19 protein-coding genes and 1 pseudogene are annotated in these 22,153 nt (G+C 40.8%); 5 read left to right on the top strand and 15 right to left on the bottom strand.

Translation table 11 applies throughout. The features are described from left to right. Positions 1-3: 3 nt before the first annotated feature. From IQ276_RS10405 to ppsA, 12 genes and pseudogenes are all read right to left on the bottom strand, one after another. Positions 4-597, bottom strand: a complete 594-nt coding sequence (locus IQ276_RS10405; RefSeq protein WP_190878006.1) for a helix-turn-helix domain-containing protein — start codon at positions 595-597, stop codon at positions 4-6. A gap of 473 nt (positions 598-1,070) precedes the next feature. Then, entirely contained in the window at positions 1,071-2,234 is a 1,164-nt protein-coding gene (locus IQ276_RS10410) for a hybrid sensor histidine kinase/response regulator (RefSeq protein WP_193922015.1), read from the bottom strand. 203 nt (positions 2,235-2,437) lie between these two features. Next, complete coding sequence (locus tag IQ276_RS10415) at positions 2,438-2,884, bottom strand: response regulator (protein ID WP_193924753.1); 447 nt, start codon at positions 2,882-2,884, stop codon at positions 2,438-2,440. After that, complete coding sequence (locus IQ276_RS10420; protein WP_228043522.1) at positions 2,829-5,129, bottom strand: ATP-binding protein; 2,301 nt, start codon at positions 5,127-5,129, stop codon at positions 2,829-2,831. Before IQ276_RS10420 ends, IQ276_RS10415 begins: the two co-directional genes overlap by 56 nt. 527 nt (positions 5,130-5,656) lie before the next feature. After that, entirely contained in the window at positions 5,657-7,240 is a 1,584-nt protein-coding gene (locus IQ276_RS10425; RefSeq protein ID WP_235115574.1) for a dolichyl-phosphate-mannose--protein mannosyltransferase, read from the bottom strand. A 169-nt stretch (positions 7,241-7,409) separates the two neighbouring features. Then, positions 7,410-7,958, bottom strand: a complete 549-nt coding sequence (locus tag IQ276_RS10430) for a GNAT family N-acetyltransferase (protein WP_235115575.1) — start codon at positions 7,956-7,958, stop codon at positions 7,410-7,412. 248 nt (positions 7,959-8,206) lie between these two features. Continuing rightward, positions 8,207-8,566 (bottom strand): XisI protein, encoded by a 360-nt coding sequence (locus IQ276_RS10435; protein ID WP_190878017.1) that lies wholly within the window; start codon positions 8,564-8,566, stop codon positions 8,207-8,209. Next, the gene (locus tag IQ276_RS10440) at positions 8,554-8,973 is read right to left on the bottom strand and encodes an element excision factor XisH family protein (RefSeq protein ID WP_193925670.1); all 420 of its coding nucleotides are present in this window, start codon (positions 8,971-8,973) and stop codon (positions 8,554-8,556) included. The genes IQ276_RS10435 and IQ276_RS10440 overlap by 13 nt, the downstream gene beginning before the upstream one ends. A 13-nt stretch (positions 8,974-8,986) precedes the next feature. Then, a pseudogene (locus IQ276_RS10445) lies at positions 8,987-9,268 on the bottom strand (putative PEP-binding protein); the annotation flags it as partial. 6 nt (positions 9,269-9,274) lie between these two features. Further along, a complete protein-coding gene (locus IQ276_RS10450) occupies positions 9,275-9,844 on the bottom strand; it encodes an IS630 family transposase (RefSeq protein ID WP_190881163.1) in 570 nt (189 codons plus the stop codon). Continuing rightward, on the bottom strand, positions 9,826-10,335 hold the full coding sequence (locus tag IQ276_RS10455) for a helix-turn-helix domain-containing protein (protein WP_190881120.1): 510 nt from the start codon (positions 10,333-10,335) through the stop codon (positions 9,826-9,828). The genes IQ276_RS10450 and IQ276_RS10455 overlap by 19 nt, the downstream gene beginning before the upstream one ends. An 8-nt stretch (positions 10,336-10,343) precedes the next feature. Beyond that, positions 10,344-12,626, bottom strand: a complete 2,283-nt coding sequence (gene ppsA / locus IQ276_RS10460; RefSeq protein WP_235115576.1) for a phosphoenolpyruvate synthase — start codon at positions 12,624-12,626, stop codon at positions 10,344-10,346. A 665-nt stretch (positions 12,627-13,291) separates the two neighbouring features. Here ppsA and IQ276_RS10465 point away from each other — a divergent pair. Together IQ276_RS10465 and IQ276_RS10470 are read left to right on the top strand one after the other, a co-directional pair. Then, entirely contained in the window at positions 13,292-15,205 is a 1,914-nt protein-coding gene (locus IQ276_RS10465; RefSeq protein WP_193923862.1) for a DUF6345 domain-containing protein, read from the top strand. Between the two features lie 523 nt (positions 15,206-15,728). Beyond that, positions 15,729-16,133, top strand: coding sequence for a hypothetical protein (locus IQ276_RS10470; RefSeq protein WP_235116316.1), 405 nt, complete (start codon positions 15,729-15,731; stop codon positions 16,131-16,133). Positions 16,134-16,249: 116 nt separating this feature from the next. Here IQ276_RS10470 and IQ276_RS10475 read toward each other — a convergent pair whose 3' ends face one another. Continuing rightward, a complete protein-coding gene (locus IQ276_RS10475) occupies positions 16,250-16,975 on the bottom strand; it encodes a class I SAM-dependent DNA methyltransferase (RefSeq protein WP_235115577.1) in 726 nt (241 codons plus the stop codon). Positions 16,976-17,723: 748 nt separating this feature from the next. Here IQ276_RS10475 and IQ276_RS10480 point away from each other — a divergent pair. The 3 genes from IQ276_RS10480 (at position 17,724) to IQ276_RS10490 (ending at position 18,383) form a co-directional block, all read left to right on the top strand. Beyond that, the gene (locus IQ276_RS10480) at positions 17,724-18,002 is read left to right on the top strand and encodes a hypothetical protein (RefSeq protein WP_235115578.1); all 279 of its coding nucleotides are present in this window, start codon (positions 17,724-17,726) and stop codon (positions 18,000-18,002) included. After that, complete coding sequence (locus tag IQ276_RS10485) at positions 17,995-18,168, top strand: type II toxin-antitoxin system RelE family toxin (protein WP_235115579.1); 174 nt, start codon at positions 17,995-17,997, stop codon at positions 18,166-18,168. The genes IQ276_RS10480 and IQ276_RS10485 overlap by 8 nt, the downstream gene beginning before the upstream one ends. Positions 18,169-18,314: 146 nt before the next feature. Next, a complete protein-coding gene (locus IQ276_RS10490; RefSeq protein ID WP_235116317.1) occupies positions 18,315-18,383 on the top strand; it encodes a type II toxin-antitoxin system RelE family toxin in 69 nt (22 codons plus the stop codon). Positions 18,384-18,459: 76 nt separating this feature from the next. Here the strand turns inward: IQ276_RS10490 and IQ276_RS10495 are convergent, their stop codons facing one another. Both IQ276_RS10495 and IQ276_RS10500 read right to left on the bottom strand, forming a co-directional pair. Continuing rightward, entirely contained in the window at positions 18,460-20,223 is a 1,764-nt protein-coding gene (locus IQ276_RS10495) for a tetratricopeptide repeat protein (protein WP_193920902.1), read from the bottom strand. Next, positions 20,213-21,505, bottom strand: coding sequence for an ATP-binding protein (locus IQ276_RS10500; protein ID WP_190878029.1), 1,293 nt, complete (start codon positions 21,503-21,505; stop codon positions 20,213-20,215). The genes IQ276_RS10495 and IQ276_RS10500 overlap by 11 nt, the downstream gene beginning before the upstream one ends. Between the last annotated feature and the right edge of the window lie 648 nt (positions 21,506-22,153).

Here is a 22,153-nt window from a genome sequence, read left to right on the forward strand (position 1 = left end):
AATTTAAAAGTTAATAGTTAAAAGTTCGGAATTTTCCCGGATATTTGCCGATTTCAGGTCACTAATCAAGATTTTGGAACTCGTAGCCTGTTCGATGTTATTTGCTTGAGGATTGTTAGCTTTCGGTCGTGTGGATAATCCCATCTGTTTGAGTAGTCGCTTGAGATGGCGATCGCTTACTTCAATCCCAAATTCTTTTGCCAAATGTTTCCCTAACCAATTTGCTGTCCACCGCCGAAAAGAATAGCCATGATCGCGGGGACTACTATTAATCAATTCTTTCAAACGTTCTAAATACTCGTCATTGACTGCCTTCGGGCGACCAATGGGGCAATCTTGCCATTGATGCGCCATCCCCGTCCGGGCTATGTGCGTCCAATGCCTTGCTGTTGCTGGACAACATCCCAAAATTTGACAAATCTGGGTTTGAGTTTTTCCCTCATCTGCCAACAACATGATTTCAATGCGCTGTCGGTAAGACTCTGGTAAACTTTTCTGTAAATTTACTAGCAGTAGTTTACGCTGAAATGATGTTAAATACTTACTAGTAGTCCCATTTGTATATTTTGTTGGAATTTTAGTTTCACAGTCAGACATATACGTACAATCACTTAATTTACAGACACGTAAATATCTTATGCTTGATGCATAATTTGGCAGATATTTCTAACATAAGTAGAAATAGCTAGAGATATTGCAAAAACTAGTTTTACCTTGTATCTGTATTACTTATCACCTTTGGCTTTTCATTTTATGCAAAAAAGAAAATTTTAAGCAAGTGATATTTATTACAGCAGCTTTTGGATGTTGCTTTTTGAGGTATAGGTTAAGCTACAAATCGTATTTATATAAATTCCGAAAATAGTCGCTCGATCTTAATAAACTTTTTGTAAAGATAAATGAATTTCTGGTGAACAGAGAAAAAAGGAGTCGTGGCGGGATCGCTGTCACTACGGATGAAAATTTCTTTGAGAGCGGTTTTCAATTCCATAGACCACAGGCATTAAGGCACAATTATTGTGCCCCAACAATGAACTGTATTCTGTGGATGTGAGAATTGCTGTAACGGCTTAAACTTCCAGTAAAGGCAGGGTGACGGTGAAGGTTGTACCGACTCCGACTTGGCTATTGACTACAATCTCGCCTCCGTGTGCCTCGACACACTTTTTGGCGATCGCTAGTCCCAAGCCGGTACCAGGAATGTTTCCCACGTTGTCTGCACGCCGGAAAGGCTCAAACAGTCGCTTTTGGTTTTCTTCAGGAATGCCAATTCCCCAATCTTGAACTCGGAAAATTACCGCTTCTTCCTGGCCAATTAGTTCAAAGCGCACCATCCCGCCTGGTAATGAATACTTAATAGCATTGCTAAGTAAATTGCCCAAAATGTGCCGTAGCAGGCTTTCATCCCATAGTGCTTCGCCTAATTGCCCAAAACTGGCGAACATCAAACTTAAATGCTTGTCATTAGCAGTTAATTGAGCTTCATTGACCAGTTGACGGCAAAAAGCTTCTAAGTCTAAACAGACGAGTTCACACCGCAGTCTACCAGAATCAGCTTTACCGATGAATGTAACTTCATCCAATAGCTGCGCCATATTTTTGATCGCTAAGCGAATCATTTGCAAATGATTAAATTTTTTCTCTTTGGTCAATTTTTCATCGTGATTTTGCAGCAATCCAGCAGCCAAGAGAATAGTATTTAGGGGATTGCGGATGTCATGGGAGAGCATCGACACAAATTCAGATTTGAACTGATTGAGTTCTTTAGCTTTCACCAGTTCAGCAGTTCGTTCTTCAACCCGAGTTTGTAACGTTTGATTGACCGTGCGTAATGATTCTAAAACCTGCTTGCGCTCGATCGCATAACGTAGCGATCGCACCAACACATCTACATTTACCTGTCGCTTAACTAAATAATCTTGTGCCCCTTGACGTACTGCCTCAATTGCTAGTTCTTCATCATTCGTATTTGTGAGTACAACAATTGGTGTACTTGGCGCTTGACCAATCAGAGGAGGCAAAGATGATAATCCTTCGCTATCAGGTAGAGTTAAATCTAACAAAATAACATCATAATTACACTGACTTAGTTCCTGGAGTGCTTCCTCCAATCGCTTCACATGAACCAAAGTAAAGTCTTGCGACTGGGCTTGCATGAGAAACTCTTGTAACAACCTAGCAGAAGCGAGGTTATCCTCAATTAACAAGATTTTTACTGAGTAGCTGACAACCATAATCTTCGGGTTTCACCCCCTATTGCTCCTCTATCTTTAAAATGGGCATTGAGAGTTAGGAGTTAGGAGTTAGGAGTTAGGAGTTAGGAGTTAGGAGTTAGGAGTTAGGAGTTAGGAGTTAGGAGTAAAATTTTCTCCCCATCTCCCTCATCCCCCTCATCTCCCTCATCTCCCCAGTCTCCAATCCCCAGTCCCCAGCCCCTTCAATCAGATGGTAATGTCACAGTACAAAGCCAAAAATCTTCAATACTCTTGACAATTTGAAATAATTGGTTGAGGTTGCGGGATTTTGTGATGTAGCAATTTACATGCAAATCGTAGCTGTGAAAAATATCATCTTCATTTTTTGAGGTTGTTAACACAACAACTGGAATACGTTTTAGTACTGGGTCGGCTTTAATTTCCGCCAGCACTTCTCGACCATCTTTTTTGGGCAAATTCAAATCCAGAAGGATGAGGTCAGGGCGTGGTGCATCGGCATATTCGCCTTCTTGGCGTAAATAAGCCATAGCATCTATGCCATCCCTGACAATCACTACCTCGTGTGGCACCGAACTATTTTTCAATGCTTCTTGAATTAAGCGGATGTCGGCTTTATTGTCCTCGACTAAAAAGATGGTTTTGTGTTTTTCTTCCGTTTCTACGCTCAAGTTCGCGTCCTCCGACTGGAATCGTAAAGTAGAAGGTTGCGCCTTCACCCAGTTCTGACTCTACCCAGATCCGTCCCCGATGGCATTCGACAATCTTCTTACATATGGCTAAACCCATACCTGTACCAGTATATTCATCTCGTGTATGTAGTCGCTGAAAGATGACGAAAATGCGATCGCTAAATTTGGGGTCAATGCCAATTCCGTTATCTCGCACTGAGAATAGCCATGCATCCTCTATTCTTTCTGCTCCCACATGGATTTGTGGCGGCTGGTCACTGTGGAATTTAATGGCGTTACCGATGAGGTTCTGGAATAACTGCATCAGTTGGGTGCTGTCAGCCATGACTATTGGTAAGGGGTCGTGGGTAATGGTAGCGCCAGTTTCTTGAATGCGTTGACGCAAATTGCCCAAAGCCCGATCTAAGGCTTTTTCGACCTCATTCATTTGAAATGCGATCGCTTGCATATCCACTTTCGAGTATGCCAACACATCATCAATCAATGTCTGCATCAGGCTAACTCCCTGTACAGCATAGCTGATAAATTCCTGGGCATCTTCGTCGAGTTCTTCGGAATAGCGCATCTCTAACAATTGCACGTAATTCACTACTTGATTGAGTGGTTCTTGCAAGTCATGGGAGGCGACGTAGGCAAACTTTTTCAATTCCGCATTGGAACGTTCTAAATCTTGCGCTAACTGAGCAAGTTCATCGGCTTGACGCAGCACAATATTCACAATTGCTTTTCGCAATTCTAATGCTGCTTTGATTTCTACTTCTTTCCAAGGTAAAGAAGTTAAGCGGACGGTTTCTTTCCACAGTTCAAATGATTTGCGCGGACACAGACGCACATTTCCATCTGATTGGTTAAGTTCGTATGCTTTATTCGGATCGCCACCCCAATTTACAGTTTGAATTACTTCTGGTCGGAACCACAAAACATAATTGCGCTTGGCGATGGGAATAGCTAACAAACCGCTGGCGACATTTTTAAAACTTTCGGCATCTGGATAAATCTGTGGCAGAGAATCCGTGTAAAATACTTCTTGCTCAACGTTATTTTTGAGCCATTGAACTAAAAAATTCAGTTCTTCTTCTTTGGGAGTTTCACCAACTATCGTGCAATTGCCGCCAAAACACACAGCTGCACCTTGAGCGCTGGCTAAATCTAGAAGATTTTGGGGGTTTTTAACTAAACCATCAATAAAGTTTTCTTCTTGGGACATATATTCAATCAACAGTGATTGAATATGTGTCAGATTTATCCGGTGATAGTAATCTTCTGTTTCTTCTCTAGCTGATATTTCTGTGAATATTACTCGCCCTAAAAATTCGCAAGCCTTACGCAATTCATAAGAAACATATTTTGGGGACTGATGATGACAAGCAATTAGTCCCCAGAGTTTTTGGTCTTTAATTAACGAAATAGTCAGCGAAGCACCCACACCCATATTATGCAAATACTCCATATGACATGAAGCAGCACTTCTGAGAATAGAGTTAGTTAAATTAATCGGGCGATCGCTAATCGGATTATTTACCGGAAAAAGCTTTACTGCTTGAGAATAAGCATCCGGAATGATTCTGATGGAATTGGAAGCAAATAACTTTCTCGCTGGTTTGGGAATATCTGACTCTGGGTAATGTAGTCCTAAATATGGTTCTAAGCTTTCTAGTTTTTCTTCAGCAACAACACAACCATGACCATCATCATCAAATTTATATAACATTACCCTGTCGAATTCCGTTAGTTTCCGGACTTCTTTAACAATAATTTGACAAAAATCATGGAGACTTGCTGTTTTTTCGAGTTGATTAATGGAGGCTCTAGCTAGATGATAAAAACTTAAAAATGGGATATTTTCCTGAGTAATGGCAGGTTCTAATTCTAGAATTAGAAATCCTTCTAGATTGCGGTGAAAAACTGCATCAAATACTATGTAGTCATCACCTTTTTTTCTTACCCAAACTTTCGTCGGATTGATAAAATCCAGATTCTCCTCAGATAGTCCTTTTTTAATTCTTTCTATTTGGAACGAATCGAGTAAATCTTCTAATTTTTTTTGCAACATATTTTCGGGAGCAATTCCGAAAATATTTAACGTATTAGTGCTAACTTGTAATATTTTTAGCTCAGGCTCCTCCAACACCAACAGAACACCATGAGGCTGAATTTGACTAGAAGTATGAATCGGTGCTTCTTTCAAGCTAATTAAGTTAATACCTGGCAATTGTATGTTCATTTCCACGACGACGATCCTCCTCTGTGGTTCGGGAGCATCAAAACTAGAGTATCTATAATCAACGAAAATGATGAATGTAAAATATTTATAATTTTTAATTCATCATTTTTACTTAGTATCTAATTTCCCATGCCCTTACATTGCGTTTTGCAGCGTTTTTATGATCTGCTTGCGCTTTAAAAGTTTAACAGTGACAAAAGTTAGATACTGATAAGAAATATGAAAACTATGTGATTAAAAAAATCTATATATATGTAGCTATGTTAAGTATAAAAAAGGATAGCACTCTCCTGACCGAAGAAGCAGGGGAGCAGGGGGCAGGGGGCAGGGGAGGCAGGGGAGGCAGGGGAGGCGGGGGGAGAGAAAAAAGCTTAACTGAACTGTATTGGGAGATGGGGGAGATGTAGCTTTAGCTTCTCTTTCAGAGACGCTAGCGCGAAACCGCAGGGTGGGAGATGAAGGAGTGGGGAATAATTCTTTCTGAATTCTGAATTCTGAATTCTGAATTCTGAATTCTCATATATGAGTTAAATCCAAGAATTGAACCACATCCGCAGTTTATAACCGTCAGGGGAGAGAGGTAAACCTAAATAAACGGGCATCCAGAAAATAAAAGCAATTAAGATCATAAAACTGATGCTGACGCCTACCGCCCGGAGTTGTTGATAATAGCTGCGAAGACACTGATCGACAAACCAAGCGATCGCTAAAAATACAAATACCACTGCACACATATAATGGTAAATAAAAACGCACCTCGTCACCTTTACCCAAGGTAATAAGTTAGCGGCATAATTTATAACTAAATACAAGGCAATCCAAGTATCAACGCTAAGAGTTGCAGGCACAGAAAAACGCTTTTCCTTTACCCAAGGAATCATGACTTGTGACACCAGCATCCCCATTAAAAATAACATGGCAGCCATACCAAACCACCACAAAAATGGATTGCCCATTGCATGGACATCATAAACGACTTTTACCGCGTCAGAAGGCAAAGGCGGCCCCATAACCGGTAGGGGTTCGTTGATACTTCCAGCCGTTTGATAATAATATGCCATTGGTCGAGTCATCAAAGGCCATTTGTACCAAGCAGCACAATAAGGATGCACGTCTGAACTATTACCACCCAAATGCAAATGAAACTTCAAAATTTCCTGATGTACTGCGATAAATCCGTATCTTTTATCTAATTGAAGGTGAGGAATCCAGATAATACTATAGATAAAAGCTGGAATTATTCCTAGATAAAAGAACATCTGGAAAACATTAAGTTGAGTTAGGTTTTGTAATGGCGTTTGAGGTGAGGGAGGTAAGGGGGATGAGGGAGATGAGGGAGAATAAGTACTAACTCCTGATTCTCTACCTCCCTGCACCTCTGCTTCCCTGCTCATGCGCCCTAGACCTCTGCTTTCCTGCACCTCTGCCTCTCTCAATGATGGGGATATAGAAATAAGTTTGGAGTTAGAAAAAGAATGAATTTCTTGAATTAACCATGCTGTTATCCAAATGAGATAAGCTCCGAAAAGAAACCATAAACCATTCCATTTAGTACCGACTGAGGCACCAAAATTAATGCCAGCAATAACCAACCAAAATGAACGACGTTGATTTTGGTTATCCAATGCTAGTAATAAAAACCACTGCCCTAATAGGCCAAATATGATAATATAAATATTGCTTAAGGCATAGCGAGATTCAACGAGAAATATGCCATCGCAAGCAGTGAAAAAACCTGCAAGTAAAGCAAAGCTACGACGATAACTTAATTGATAAGCGATCGCAGCTACAACTACAGGAATAAATGAGCCAGTCAGGGCATTGAACCACCGATAAGTCCAAGGCGATCGCAATGAACCTGTCAGCCCATTTACGGTATCATGCCAAAAAGGAATGTGACTGCCAATCCAAATGCCGATACCAATCATATATTGACTCAGCGGCGGATGAGCATTAAAAAATGGCGTATGCGTGAGATAATTATTACCAAATTTGGCAAAATAAACTTCATCAAATACCAGGGTGTTGAATCGCTCCAGTCCCCAAAACCGTAAGGCAAGTGACATCAGAAATACACCCACTATTCCAATTCGGAACCATTTTTTAGTCATTTGTCATTTGTCATTTGTCATTGGTCATTTGTCATGGGGCATGGGGCATTGGGCATTGGGCATTGGGCATTGGGCATTGGTTATTAATTCTTATCCCTTACTCCCTCACTCCCTCATCTCCCTCATCTCCCTCATCTTCCTCATCCCCCCACTCCCCACTCCCCACTCCCTACTCCCTACCTTCAGATGCATTTTGTTCAAACAGGAGCAGTTCAATACCGTAATATTTTTTTGTGCTACCTACTGGCTTCATACCCAGTCTTTGGGTAACACGGATTGAGGCATGATTTTCTGGGTTTACTACTGCATAAATCACTGGCAAATTCAACACATTAAATCCGTAGCTGAGGATACCTCGTGCTGCTTCGGTTGCATATCCTTTACCCCAAGATGCTCGCCGCAAGTGCCAGCCCACTTCATAATCTTGAGTGGGTAAGCCGTCTTTGTCGGGCAATTGTTTGAGAAGGATAGTTCCGACAATTGTTGTGGCTTCCTTTTCGACAATTGCCCAAGATCCGGTACCATTATTGCGTCGTTGCGATCGCTCGATGTTTTCCACCAGACGCTGACGCTGTGACTCAATGCTCGTCACACGAGAACCATTACCAAGAAAATAGGTGACTTCGGGGTCACTATAAATAGCAAACGCTTGTTCGGCATCGCGTTCGGGTATCCAACTGCGAATTATTAAGCGATCGGTTTCTAACAGGTTTGTCATCTTACCTTTGACTAAACAAAGTTGCTATTGTGCAAGATATTAGGATAATTATGCTTGAGAAGTCAAAAGCAATAGAGACAATTACACAAGCAGAATACTATATAGGACTCATATTTGATTTTTAGGAAGCTAGGTACACCTTTATTCCTCCTTCCCAATCCCCAGTCCCCAATCCCCAGTTCCTTACCTCTACGAGTCATTCTCCAAATCAAATCGGATTGCTATATTATTGCTGCTCATTGAATTGGTTATGCAACAGCAAATTCTGAATCTTTCCTGAGTTCCTCAGACCGGAATCCTAACACAATCCGATCCTTTGGTATACCTGCCCTGACAAATTCTGTTGCAATTCCCTCTTCTGTACCATCACGTTGAATCCAAATTTTACCATCAATAATATCAACGTGAATCAGGCAGCCATGCACGCGGCGAGTTGCAGTTGGAGAGAGTTCTGGCACTGGTTCTCGACCAACAATCATCACCAAATATCGATCCTGTTCTTTATCAAAAATAGTTTCATGCTGAATATTGCCATAAGAGTAAGGAATCTTGGTATGTTCGGTAAGAATGTTACAAATTAGCTGTCTGTATTGCTCTAGATTACCCATCGGACTATAACCTCCTGCTTTGGATTAAAAACGATCAGAGGAATTTTGTAGTCTTCCAATATAAGTTTACCAAGTGGCTCTTCCTCAAAAATGTCAGTAAAAATATCCTCATGAACAGCAATATACAAAACTCTATCTGGATGATTACGAGTCATGACAGCAAGGTAAGTAAAATACTGACCAATTGCCTGTTCGAGGTCTGCCACTTCTGAGTCACCGCTGAAGGTCTTAATTTCAACAGCAATCTTCTGGGTTCCTTTTTCTGCTATGAGTAATTTTTCAGCTCCCAAATCAACGTACAAATCTTTTTTACCCCATTTCAGATGAAAAGGGTCGTCGGTAATTGTCCAGCCATCTTTAATTAAGGCATTCTTTAAGTTTTGGTGATAGCGGTCTCTAGCTGGCATAAATTTACTCGAATTACAAATTAGTATCAGTACCTTCGGCTTTTGCAACTTCTAACATTGTCTTTAATACCGAATCTGGATTTAAACTCATAGAATCAATTCCCTGTTCAACTAAAAACTGGGCAAATTCTGGGTAATCGCTGGGTGCTTGTCCACAAATGCCGATTTTGCGGCCGCATTTTTTCGCAGCTTGTATCGCCATTTTCACCATTCGCTTCACACCTTCACTCCGTTCATCAAACAACCGCGCCACCAAGGCTGAATCTCTATCTAACCCCAATGTCAACTGAGTTATACCAATTTAATATGAAGCTGCATAGAAAAGAGCTTCTAAAATAAAGTTATAAGAAGAGATGGAAATCACCTGTTCAGATGTTAATTGCTCGAACAATTGTTGTAGGCGAGTGCGTAAGTCTTGCAAGTCAGAAAACAGTTCATTCTTGAGAGATTTTTTGAGAAACTGCCACAGCCTTTCAATGGGATTAAGCTCAGGAGCATGAGGTGGTTGCAGCAGGGGAATAATATTTTCAGGCCAATTAATCGCACTACTGATATGAGCAGGAGCTTGGTCTATTTGTAAAATTGCATAATCTGAACCTAATTGTTGCGATAACCAGTCTAAAAACTGTTGAAAATAGTCACCATTGAGCTGCGGGTATTCTTGCTGAAAATGTTGTCCTGTTAATGGTTCAATTGCACCATAAATCCAAAAATTTTCTCTTTCCCATTTCACCGCTACAGTTGGTTTGACTCCAGGGGCCGTAATTACTTTTCCCGTTAAAGTTTTTAATCCCACCCTGGTTTCATCCTGACACAGATAATGAATACACTTTCCTGGTGCTAGATGTTTTTCTAGCCTCTCGATAATGATACCGAGTTTTTTTTAAACTCAGATACTAACTTCTCATCCTGCTTATGGCTTTGCGGACGTGGTACTTTGAGTTTTGCTCCTAATTTATATCTCACTAACGCATATACTGTTGCATACTCTACTTCCAGCCCCTGTTCTTTTTTTAACCACTCCACTATTGCACCATAGCTACTAAAGCCTTTTCCTGTTTTTAACTCCTCTGTTAGTGCCGCGATCGCTACCTCATCAATTTTTCGTTTTGCTCCCGGAGCTTTTTTAATTTCTAATAATTCATCTAGTCCACCGACTCTATATCTTTGTAACCACCTTGTGACAGTTGATGTATCTAGAGCCAAGCGTTTTCCAATTTCTTGCTGTTCATGAACCTGCCCGTTTTTTATCCACCACAGCATCATCAGTTTTTCTTTCTGGTTTCCTACGTTGGCTGTTTGTAGACGTTTCTTTAGTTCTGCTTCGCTTTCTGCAATTTCAATCTTAAAAGGGCGGCTCATGCTTATTTTTATTTATCCAGTTTATTCACTCTATTATATGCAGCTTCATATAAAATTGGTATTAGGTCATTGGAACCAATGGAGAAGCCATCAAACACCTCAGCAAATTCTTCAGCCATAATCACATTGCTGGGCAATTCACACATCACATAAACTTGCAAGTCATTAACACCTTGCTTTAAACCATTTTTTGCCATTTCTGCTAACACTAACCGCCCTTCATCGGGAGTGCGACAAAAAGGGATCATGGGGATGACATTGGTCAAACCCATTTCTTCCCGTACCCGCTTCAGGGCTTGACATTCTAAAGCGAAAGCTTCTCTGTAACCTTCATCATAGTAACGCGCCGCCCCCCGCCAACCGAGCATAGGGTTTTCTTCTTCGGGTTCAAATTGTTGACCACCTAACAAATTTGCATATTCATTACTCTTAAAATCTGACGTTCGTACAATCACTGTTTTCGGATAAAATGCTGCGGCAATTCTGCCGATACCTTGGGCTAATTTATCCACAAAATATTGAGGTTTTTCATCATAAAGTGTGGTGAGATTAGCAATTTTAGCTTTAACAAATTCATCTTTTAATAAATCATAATTAATCAATGCCATTGGATGAACTTGGATTTGGTTAGCAATAATAAATTCTGTCCGTGCTAAACCGACTCCATCGTTGGGAATTGCTGATAAACTCAATGCTTCTTGGGGATTACCCACATTCATTAAAATTTGCGTGCGGGTACGGGGTAAGTTTTCTAGAGGGACTTCTTCAACTTCAAAAGGTAATAAACCTGGGTAAACTTTTCCTTCTTCGCCTTCGGCACAAGAAATTGTTACTTCTTGACCCGTTTTCAAAATATCTGTAGCATTGCCACATCCAACGATCGCAGGTACACCCAATTCTCGCGCAATGATTGCGGCGTGACATGTCCTACCACCAGAATTGGTGACAATTGCACTGGCACGTTTCATAATTGGTTCCCAATCGGGGTCAGTCCTTTCTGTTACCAAAACTTCCCCAGCTTGAAACTGTTCGAGTTTTTGAACATCTAAAATTAGACGTACTTTCCCTTGACTAATTGCTTCCCCAATGGCCCGTCCAGTAATAAGAGGGAGTGGGGAGTGGGGAGTGGGGAGTTGGGAGTGGGAAGATTTTTCCCCATTCCCTATTCCCCATTCCCTATTCCCCAATAACAACCGATAACTCCGCAACACATTTCCCTTCTTCTGCGATTGCACAGTTTCAGGACGTGCTTGGACGATAAAAAGTTGGTTAGTAATTCCATCTTTTGCCCACTCGATATCCATTGGGGTGTAAATATCGTGGACTTGGGAATAATGGTCTTCAATTAAACATGCCCAAGTTGCTAATTGTAAAATCTCTGCATCGCTGAGGGCAAATTTCCCTCTTTCTCTGAAAGGAACAGAGACATTTTTCGTAAATTTTGAGCCGTCATCATAAATCATTTTCAGTTCTTTGCTGCCCAATTTTTTATCAATGATTGGGCGAAAACCTGTTTTTAAAGTTGGTTTAAAAACATAATATTCATCTGGATTTACTGACCCTTGGACAACGTTTTCACCTAAACCGTAGGCGGCTGTAATTAGCGCCGCATCTTTAAAACCGGTTTCTGTGTCAATGGAAAACATTACTCCAGAGGTTGCTAAATCAGAACGCACCATTTTTTGTACGCCAACGGCAAGGGCAATGCTAAAGTGATCGAATCCCTTGGTGTGACGATAAGAAATGGCGCGGTCTGTAAATATAGAAGCAAAGCATTTATGACAAGCTGCTAAAACTCCTTGGGCACCGACGACATTCAGGTAAGTTTCCTGTTGTCCGGCAAAACTCGCATCCGGGAGGTCTTCGGCGGTGGCGCTAGAACGGACTGCAACATCTGTCTCTGCATTGTATTTTTCGCAAAGACTTTGATAAGCTGCGGCGATCGCCTCTCGCAATTCTACAGGAAATGGGGTGTGGATTAATAGCGATCGCGCTTTTTTTCCCCGTTCTCGTAAATTTTTTACATCCTCAACATCCAAGTCAGCAAATAATTTGCGTAGCTTTGCTTCTAACCCCGCTGATTCGATGAAATAACGATAAGCATAAGCGGTGGTAGCAAATCCTGTAGGCACATTAATGCCCTTGGGTGTTAATTGTTGAATCATTTCACCTAGTGATGCATTTTTCCCACCGACTAAGGGAATATCATGAATACCAACTTCATCAAACCAAAGAATGAGCGATCGCTCCTTAGAAGATTGAGATAAAGTGCTTGTAGATACTATCGCCATCTGTATTACCTCTTTAGTTGATGTTTAGTCTATGAGTGCGTAATCGCTAGTGTGTTTTTTCCCTGTTCAATTTTAGTGTTTGTAGCAACTGTGTTGGGGCTAGCGTAAACAGAGTCAGTAAATTTATTACAAAAGTATTAATATTTTGCCTAATGCTTACGCCTATGTTACTCTTTTGGTGGATAATATAGATTACACTTACGTAAGTAATACTACAAAAACTCAACTTTATAGGTGGAGCAGTGTTGAGCCATATCTAGATAATTTTCAGCTAATGAAAATTATTTCACTGCTGTCTTTTGTTATAAGTATTGAGATCGTATTGAATTGATCCAATGCAGGATAAGGAAGCCACTCACCAGAATTCATCAGAATTATGTATGACTAGTGAGCCAGCGCAGTCTTCTTCCAAAAGGACACCTTAGAGGATGTTTAAAGTTTGAATTTTACGCCACTTTCTCAACTTGGCGAAAGACTCCTATGAGCAGGTTTCTCGATCTGTGTAGAGTGGCGTGAAATTTCAAAACCACAGTGGCTCCTGATTATTAGTTATTGAAAACAAGAAGTTTGTTTCTTGATTTCTAAATCCCCAAATTTATCATTGGGGTAATTTTGAATGCTTGATTTTTCACCAATCATTATACATTTGATAGGACAATAAACAGATGAAACGTTTTATTTCCTTGTCGATTGCGGCAGCTTTCTTATCTACTTCGCCGAGTTTGGCACAGACAACACCAATCACTAAAGCACCAAAAAAAGCCGAACAAACTTTGGCACAAAACACACTGCCAAGCCAATTGCCTATTTACAACGTTACACAAAGTGGCGCTTCTGAACAATCTGCTAAAGCACTTGCTGATTTTCTTGGGCTACGTGCTAGCCCCATTGGGAAAAATGGTATTTTGCGTTATTTAGACCCAGAGAAATTTCAAAAAATACCAACCAAATCAATTGTCACGAAAGTTGGTGAACCAGATGAGGATGGACAGAAAACAGTTGCTGAAGGTATTGATTTCACTGCCTTGAAAAACACCAGAATTTTGGATAACGAAAAAGCTTTAGCTCGTACCAAAGAAGCACTCCAAAAAGCTGGTTTAGTGCTGATAGGTGGTAACGCATCTATAGGACATTCAAACTTTGAAGCTATTAGCGTCAAAGGTGAAAAAGTAGTCAGCACTCCTTTGGATACTCAGGTAAACTACAGTTTCGTCTTAAATAGACTCAAATTGGTAGGGCCGGGAGCAAAAGTTAAATTTGTTTTTAATGGCGAAGGAACTGTGACCCAGCTATTTTATGCCCAACGTACTTTACAACAAGGTAAAACAGTAGGCATCATATCACAAGCAGACGCAGACAAACTAGCAACAACTGCATATCAAAAACAGGGTGCTTTAGGTAGACTGCAACTAAAATCGGAACTTGTCTATTATGCTCCTTCCTTGGAATTGGTGAACGCCAAGCAAATTTTGCCGCATTATCTCTACAGTGGCACTGCAAGCGTTAAAGGACAACAGGTAGTGCTGCGGCAAATTCTGATTCCAGCTGTTCCCAATAGCGCACCTAAAGTAGAAATTGCTGCCAGCAGCCAAGACTCAACAATTAGCGCCAAAGCAAATGTCAGCGGTGGAACAGGGCCATATACCTACGTTTGGAGTTCTTCAACCACCGCACTCGATCCGAAACTAGCCCAGAGTGGAGCATCAATACAGTACAAAGTCGAAAGACGGCAAAAAGGCTTAGTAGCACCAGAAATTGTTAGTGTCACCGTCACTGATGCTAACGGGCTGAGTGTGCAAGCAAGTCAAACAGTACAAGTAACAACTGCCTCAGTTGTGCCAACATTGCCCGAACTTACATCATTAAAAAGCTTGGGACGAGTGGATGTCGGTATTGAGTGGATTGGTGTATCTCAGGGGTTAGGTGGTTCGGCGGGGAACGCTGGTGGTTTTGTCACACGTTTCTCGGCTGAGGGTATCCCAGTGCAGTTTAAGTTTGGTGATTTCAGTGCTTGGGAGAGGGATTTTAAAGAATCCACTTTGGGTGGCAACGATCGCAACTACGTAGATGATGTAGACTTGGTATTCTACACTGGTCACGCTAACGGCAATGGTTTCACCTTTTCCAGCAGTCAAGACGACGGTTTTTTGGACATTCCCTCAGAGGGTCGCTGGGGCGATCGCGATTTAGAATGGATTATTCTTGCAGCTTGCGGTCCATTGCAAGCAGTTGAGGGTGGTGTATCAATCAGCCGTTTGTTCCCTGCATTTAAAGGACTGCATATTTTGAATGGTTATTCTACCGTCAGTAACGATAATACTGACGAAGGTCGATTATTTGCGAATTATATACTGCGAAGCCCTTTCCTGTGGTGGTTTAATCCGCTGAAAATCAGGGAAGCATGGGCGCAAACAGCAGTTGATGTCCAGCCAAGTAGCGTCTACTACGGCTTCATGGGCGTCTACGGTTCTGGCGGTGTCAGCAGCTACAATGATTACTTCTGGGGTAAGGGGTCTGTTAGCCCTGACCTCCGGGGTAGCAATATTTACGGTTTTTGGATAGTGCGTGCGCCTTCCTAATTCAATAGACATTTCCAGAAATTAAATATGCGTTATCCATAAACCTTGTAGAGACGTAGCACTGCTACGTCTCTACATTTGTTTACTGTTCGGTTAAGCAAGAGATAAGGGTAAATCGCCGTCTGTACAAAAGACTTCTTGCATAAATCAAAAAAAGAACCCCACCCCGCCTTTGACTTACGTCATAGTCTCCCCTCCCCGCTCTTCGGGAGGGGCTGGGGGTGGGGTATTAGGGGACTTTTGCAAGAGACTCCATGAACATAGTTCACAAGGAAGGAATGAAAATATCTCTTTCCCAGTCCCCAGTCCCCAGTCCCCAGTGCCCAGTCCCCAGTTCCTATTTTCAAGGCAGGTCTAAAGAATTGATGGTTGTAGAGACGCCCATTTACCCTTGTCTTTGTCTTTGTCATGTAGAATTTTGAGCAAAAAACCTTTAGATTGTGCAATTAAATGCCAAACTTTAGTCCAAAAATAACAATTATTCGAGATAATGGCTGTATCGCAATACCAGATGCAATGCACAATGGCGCAATTAGAAAGACTGCTGCTCATGGCAGAAGATGAGCTAACTGAGTACAGTACTGATGCTCGCAAAATGGAAAAACTACGCCGTAAAATAGGTTTATCAGTATCAGCAGCCGAACAGCGACAAGTTAAAGAAGCATTATTAACTACAACTAAATCTAATATAATTACTCAAATTGTCGAAGAACAAAGACAAACCGTAGCCTTACCATTTTGGGGAATTGCTGGCTTAGGTTTGTTGCTGGGAATTTCTTTAAATCAACCCATAGGCTTGTTAGCCGCCGTAGCTGGGACTGCATCAGCTTACAGAATTCAGAAATGGGGTTGGCAATTGCAAGCAAGGCGTTTATTGTTACGAACTTTGGAAGATATTGAAGCCCGTGTTGCTCAACCGAATAAATGATATTAAGTTGATTGTCGTAAAGATTGACGCGGGGACGCGGGGAGGGGGAGACGCGGGGAGGGGGAGACGCCGATTTATCGCGTCTTCTTTTCTCCACATTCCCGCGTCAGCCTTAATTATCCGGCTTTACGTGCAATAAACACCGCATGACCCAGTGATAGTTGGTATTCACCATAACTACGTGTGGTTTGAACCTCAAACCCTACCTGCTGGAGTTGATTTGTAATCGTTGCTGTGTCGTATAACCGCTGGTGGTGTACTTCGTCATCTCGTCTATAGTATTCGCCTACTTTGCGGAAGGTGATAATTCGACGAGTCAAAGTTTTTTCTTCCCCATCCTCGTGCTTTTCAACGAGTACTATCCAGTCTTCTCCTTCAGTGAATCCTTTGGTTGTGGTTCCTGGTGTAACTTGTCCCGTCTGTGAAATGTCGAAGATGAATACACCCCCAGGAGTTAAGGCATTATATATGCGGTGGAACAGCTGAACAAGGTCGCTATCTTCGTCAAATACATAGCTGAGACATTCACTAATCGATGTCACAGCATTGCACGGCGGAATCTCTGTTTGAAATAGCGATTCGATGCGAAACTCAGCATTTGGGACTCTAGTTCGGGCAATATTAATCATCGACTCAGAAATATCGACTCCCAAAACATCATAATTAGCTTTGATAAGTTCTTGCGCCCATAAGCCGCTACCGCAACCCAAATCAACCACTAGTCCATCAGATATTTTGTTTTCAGCCAGGATTTTTAGTATGCCGGGAGCAGACTTGAGAGCATAGTCACGGAAACCGACATCATGAATAAAAGCCAGGTCTTCTTTGTACCACTCATTCATATATATAGATAAAAATCCGGTTTTATTTCTGATATTACTTGCGTAGGCCTACCGTGTATACACAAGTCTGAAATATACCCCACCCTAACCCTCCCCTTTACAAGGGGAGGGAACTAGATTTCTGGCTTCCCCCCTTTCCAAGGCAGGGCTGTTTCATTCCCCAAAGAGCTTTAAAAATCAAGGGTTCTAGCAATTAAAAATTAGTTATTTTGTTACCAGCGTGCCCAGAAAATGAACTATTTTACTGATATTTCAATGTTTAAATGTTCATCTCATCGTCACCCTTACTTACAATTTTCTCGCTAACCATCTTGACAAATCCTGTTTGAAATGGAATGAAACAGCCCTGCCTTTCCAAGGGGGGATTGAGGGGGGTAATTCCCGAATTCAATAAACGACACCCCGAATTCAATAAACAACATCCCGAATTCAATAAACGACACCCCGAATTCAATAAACGACTGCCCAATTTTTTATGTCTTGCCCTGATCGTAACTTTCAACCAGGCTTTGGGGAAGTCAAAAGTCAAAAGTCAAAAATATGCATAATTTATTGTCATTAAAACTTGAGAATTATTAATAAAAATTCTGCACATAATAATTAAGTATAATTTTAGACTTTAATATAAAGACATCGCACTTATCAAAACCCCAAGATCGATAAAGGCGATCGCTTCATCCCGCAAAGAAGTGTGCGATTGATTGGTTGTCTTACAATGGACACTAAACCTTAAAATTGGGAGGCAACAATGGATAGTACAGATAATTCTCCAGTAGAGGATAGATCGTCAGCAGATTTGGTATCTGTGACAGAGTTACAGCACCAACTTAATGATTTACTCAAGCAACTATCACCAGAGCGATTACAGGTGCTTGCTGATTTTGCAGCTTATTTAGCAAATGCTGAAAGTGAAGCTGCAACCCAAGAACTTTTAGCAATTCCTGGCTTGTTAGAACGAGTTAAGCACTCATCAGCAACTCCTAAAACCGATTACACAAATTGGAGAACCCTTCGCTCTGATGTATGAAGTTCTTCTCCATCCTGATGCTCAAAAGGTTTATATTAATGCTGACAAAGCTCTAGCTAAGAAAATTGCTCGATGTTTGCAGCAGTTAGAGCAAACTCCCCAGTTGCACCCCAACATTAAAGCCCTTAAGGGAGATTATGCAGGGTACTATAGCAATCCGATTTGATTTCTGAATGACTTGTAGAGGTAAGGGACTGGGGATTGGGGACTGGGGACTGGGAAGGAGCAATAAAGGTGTACTGGGTTTTGTTCAAAAATCAAATATGAGTCCTATATCGCTACCGAATTGGGGACTACAGGGTAATCTATTCGATAGAGGATGAACTAGTACAGGTATTTGTTGTGGCGATCGCCCATCGCAGTGAGGTGTATGAATCGTGAAGGTGAATTGGTAAAGCTATGGGGGGATCTAAAAGTGCTACCTTTGCGCCTCTCTTGCCTCGTGCGTGAGATTCCATTAACTCCCCCCCATTTCCACCCCAACCTTTGCTAAATTCTCCCGCATCGCTACACACCGAACATGCTCAACACCCCAAACTCGCTGACAAATCTCCAACGCTTGCAAATAAAAAGATTCTGCTTCAATATAACGCCCCGTTGCCCGATAAATTTCCGCTAAATTATTCAGACTTTCGGCAACATTAGGATGATTTTCTCCCAACAACAGCTTATCAAGTTCCAAGGCTTTTATACATAAAACTTCCGCCTCCTCATAACGTCCCTGTTCCCTATACAAATAACCCAAAGCATAGATAGTATCTGCTAACAGCGGATGCGCCTTTTGTAAAACACGCTGCTTCACTTCCAAAGATTGCAAAAACAAAGATTCCGCCTCATTGTAGCGTCCTTGAGCGCGGTATATCAAACCTAAATTGTGCAAATCTGTCGCCACATCAGGATTTTCTTCACCCAAAAATTGCTTATCTAATTCTATTGCTTGTTGCGACAAAGGTTCAGCTTCAGTGTAGCGTCCTTGATGATAATAAAGTAGCGCTAAATTATTCAATATCAAAGCAAAAGAAGGATGATTTTCCCCTAGCAAACTTTTAGCAATTTCTAGCGATCGCAGATACAAAGGTTCTGCCTCATCATAACGTCCTTGTTCATCATATAATAATGCCAAATTATTGAGACTAGCGACGACATCAGCATGATTTTCTCCCAATAAGCGTTTTCTCAATTCCAAAGCTTGTTGATAGAGAAGTTCTGCTTTGCTATATTGTCCCGTAGATTTGTAAATTCCTGCCAAATTATTCAGACTAGTAGCGTAAGCAGGATGATTTTCTCCCAACAAGCGTTTCCTTAATTGCAAAGCTTGTTGATATAGTGGTTCAGCTTCACTGTAGCGTCCTGTTGCGCGATATAATCCTGCTAAGTTGTTGAAATTAGCAGCTAAGTCTATTTGCAAACCTAATTCATTTTGCAATTCAATGGCTTGACGCCAATACTTGATTGCTAATTCTTGTTCTTCTTGATAATTCTGAGACTCACCCCGTTCTAATCTGCTGCGGTAAATATCGCCCAATCTTGAATATAAAGTAGCCAAGGTGGGGTCTTTAGTTCCGCGTTCCTGTTCGATATTATCAATCAGCCTTTGTAAATCTTGGATAGGCAAGAAAAAAGCATTATTTTCATTAGTATCTGTGCTGGCTAATTCTGTGTCTCGAAAAACAAAGCGTATAGGTTCTAATTCTTTACCAGCAATAGCATTAGTTTTTTTAGATGCAAACCGAAATACACCGTTACGCCAACTCCAAAAATCAGGAGCTTTTTTAATCAAGTTGATTAAAATTTGATTAGTTACCCAAAGCACAATTGCAAAAGGAAAATCGCGCAATCCTTCCCTTGTCCACTGTAAGTAACCAAAAAATTTTTCCTGTTCTGATTGCTCTTTTCCTAATCTGAGAAAATAAAGTTGTTCAGCACCCGTTACAGTAATTACCGCCGGCTGACGCTGACGGAGATATTCTTCTTGCTCAACCAGTTGATTGAGAGCAGCTTTTAAACTCGGCTCATGACGTGCTAATATCACTCGATATGTATGAAAATTAGATTGAAGTTCAGCTTCATATCGAGTAATAATCTCGTCACGAAAGTTAGGATCATCGCAAACAGCAATCAGTAAATTTAATCCCTGGTTTTGAGCTTCAATAGAAACAATTAAATCATCATATGCATCTTGATTTTCTCCTTCATCATCTAATAATTCTTCATTGAACATTTATGGCTCCCTGTCTTTTTAAACTTTCGATAATAATTGGATGAACATCGTACCATGTTTCTTCGGTGCGATATTCTAAGACATATAAACCATGTAGCAAATCCAAAAATTCAGCTTGTTTCGGGTCATTGGGCATAAATTGTTCATAAACACTTTGCAAAATATCTATATCAACTTTTCCTAAACGTATGGAAAAGTCATTGCGAATTTTATTGATTGCTTGGGCGAGAATTTTATCATCAATGATAACTTCGGCGTTGGGATTTCGTCGAATCATCCGTAAACAAATACGGCAACACTCCTTAGAAATGCGAATTAACTCTCGCAATACGCCGCCACTGTAAATAACAATTTTTTCAGCTGTTTCTGGTGCTATTAATTCACTAGTAATTCGCTTGCGTAAAACTTCACCGAGAATCTTTGTTGCTTCGGGACGCGGTTGAGCGCTAAGAAAGCGATTTTTACCTTTTTCAAAGATTTTGAGGACAGGCATTGCTACAATTTGGTCATTAGTTTCTGTAGCAATTATTGTGCTGATAAATGTTTCTCGAAGAACTGCGATAGGAATGGTGTAGATAATCCGAAAATTTGGTTGGCAGAGAGCTTTAATATTATCCTTGTAAATTTCGTTAACCCTGCCTAAATCGAGTTTATCCAAATCATCAATAATGACTAAAACATCTTGTTTAGTAGCAGTTTGAATCAAAGCAGCAATTTCGTTAATTCTAGCGACTAAATCTGATATTTTGCGCTCAAACTCTTGTTTAATTTCATCGCGGACGCTAGCATCAGCTTTTAATTTAGAGCTAATCAACTTGAGCAGGTCAAAACCTATTTCAGCCTCTAGCTGCAAATTTAATTCTTCAGTGCGAGTGCGGGTAGCAAACCATTTATAAAGAGCTTCTTTAGTACTTTGAGGAATATCAACTCGGCGTGCTTCTGCCTCTGCCATTAAATTAACTGCAATGGCAAACAGAATATTTATATGGTTAACTGCCGACATTTCAATTTTGTCAGCAATAGAAAATAGGACTACAAAATATTTATTTTGAATTTGCCTGCTAAATTCAGCCAACAAAGTTGACTTACCACAACCGCGATGTCCTGTAAAGACAATTTTGCCATCTTTATTGGGACTATCTTCAACTAATTGGTTGAGGTCTGCAATTAAATCATCACCATATTCGACTCTAAATTTCTCCATTTCGTTCCGTTCCATTAACGGAAACAGTTCGAGATTGCTGTATGCCGACTGAAAGGAGATTAATAGTTCTTTAGACATTGGATAGTGCCGTAAAAGTGCTAACTATTCATATAATGCCTCATCCTTTATGTAGCAAAAGCTCAGGCGGTGTCTAGGAGAGATTATGCCTATATAAATTCTCAAATTTCGTTCATAAATGACTACTAGGTGAGCGATTTCTTATGTCTTCAAAAGAGATGCTCTATTGGCAAAATGCCAACGATAAATAAGTAATAGAGGTGAATAATAAAGGAGACTAAACGATAGATTATACATACATTCATTACCAGTGAATGATAGATTATACATATCAAATAGTGAAAGTTACTTAATAGATAAATAAAATAAAATTTTCAGTTAGAAAAATAAATTTTTCGTGTGGTTCCCTTCATCCCCCTCTAGGATGGAATGTCACTTACTTAAAGCTATTTTCAGTTAAATAGACGATGCTTTAGGCCTTTAGCATTGCTAAACTCCTATGACATCAGTGACATTCCATAATAATTTAGGATTGCCATAGCATGATTAATTTGTACAGTGCGTAAGTCGTATAATTAATTCTCGAAATGGGTATGGGGCTTTGGGAGTGCTGTTAGTGGTAGCGGGGTGTTGAGCCAGTAATGAGTTAGGAGTTATATCATGTCCGGGCAATTAAGCATAATACCCGAAACCCCACCCCGCTAAAGC

Source organism: Desmonostoc muscorum LEGE 12446 (assembly GCF_015207005.2).
Lineage (GTDB): Bacteria > Cyanobacteriota > Cyanobacteriia > Cyanobacteriales > Nostocaceae > Nostoc > Nostoc muscorum.

Bases quoted from the DNA above. Each gene is read 5' to 3' on its own strand.
- IQ276_RS10440 (WP_193925670.1), bottom strand. From the start codon at position 8,973: ATGCCAGCTAGAGACCGCTATCACCAAAACTTAAAGAATGCCTTAATT.
- IQ276_RS10495 (WP_193920902.1), bottom strand. From the start codon at position 20,223: ATGTTCAATGAAGAATTATTAGATGATGAAGGAGAAAATCAAGATGCA.
- ppsA (WP_235115576.1), bottom strand. From the start codon at position 12,626: ATGGCGATAGTATCTACAAGCACTTTATCTCAATCTTCTAAGGAGCGA.
- IQ276_RS10425 (WP_235115574.1), bottom strand. From the start codon at position 7,240: ATGACTAAAAAATGGTTCCGAATTGGAATAGTGGGTGTATTTCTGATG.
- IQ276_RS10420 (WP_228043522.1), bottom strand. From the start codon at position 5,129: ATGAACATACAATTGCCAGGTATTAACTTAATTAGCTTGAAAGAAGCA.
- IQ276_RS10480 (WP_235115578.1), top strand. From the start codon at position 17,724: ATGGATAGTACAGATAATTCTCCAGTAGAGGATAGATCGTCAGCAGAT.
- IQ276_RS10455 (WP_190881120.1), bottom strand. From the start codon at position 10,335: ATGAGCCGCCCTTTTAAGATTGAAATTGCAGAAAGCGAAGCAGAACTA.
- IQ276_RS10470 (WP_235116316.1), top strand. From the start codon at position 15,729: ATGGCGCAATTAGAAAGACTGCTGCTCATGGCAGAAGATGAGCTAACT.
- IQ276_RS10475 (WP_235115577.1), bottom strand. From the start codon at position 16,975: ATGAATGAGTGGTACAAAGAAGACCTGGCTTTTATTCATGATGTCGGT.
- IQ276_RS10430 (WP_235115575.1), bottom strand. From the start codon at position 7,958: ATGACAAACCTGTTAGAAACCGATCGCTTAATAATTCGCAGTTGGATA.
- IQ276_RS10405 (WP_190878006.1), bottom strand. From the start codon at position 597: ATGTCTGACTGTGAAACTAAAATTCCAACAAAATATACAAATGGGACT.
- IQ276_RS10410 (WP_193922015.1), bottom strand. From the start codon at position 2,234: ATGGTTGTCAGCTACTCAGTAAAAATCTTGTTAATTGAGGATAACCTC.
- IQ276_RS10465 (WP_193923862.1), top strand. From the start codon at position 13,292: ATGAAACGTTTTATTTCCTTGTCGATTGCGGCAGCTTTCTTATCTACT.
- IQ276_RS10500 (WP_190878029.1), bottom strand. From the start codon at position 21,505: ATGTCTAAAGAACTATTAATCTCCTTTCAGTCGGCATACAGCAATCTC.
- IQ276_RS10435 (WP_190878017.1), bottom strand. From the start codon at position 8,566: ATGGGTAATCTAGAGCAATACAGACAGCTAATTTGTAACATTCTTACC.
- IQ276_RS10485 (WP_235115579.1), top strand. From the start codon at position 17,995: ATGTATGAAGTTCTTCTCCATCCTGATGCTCAAAAGGTTTATATTAAT.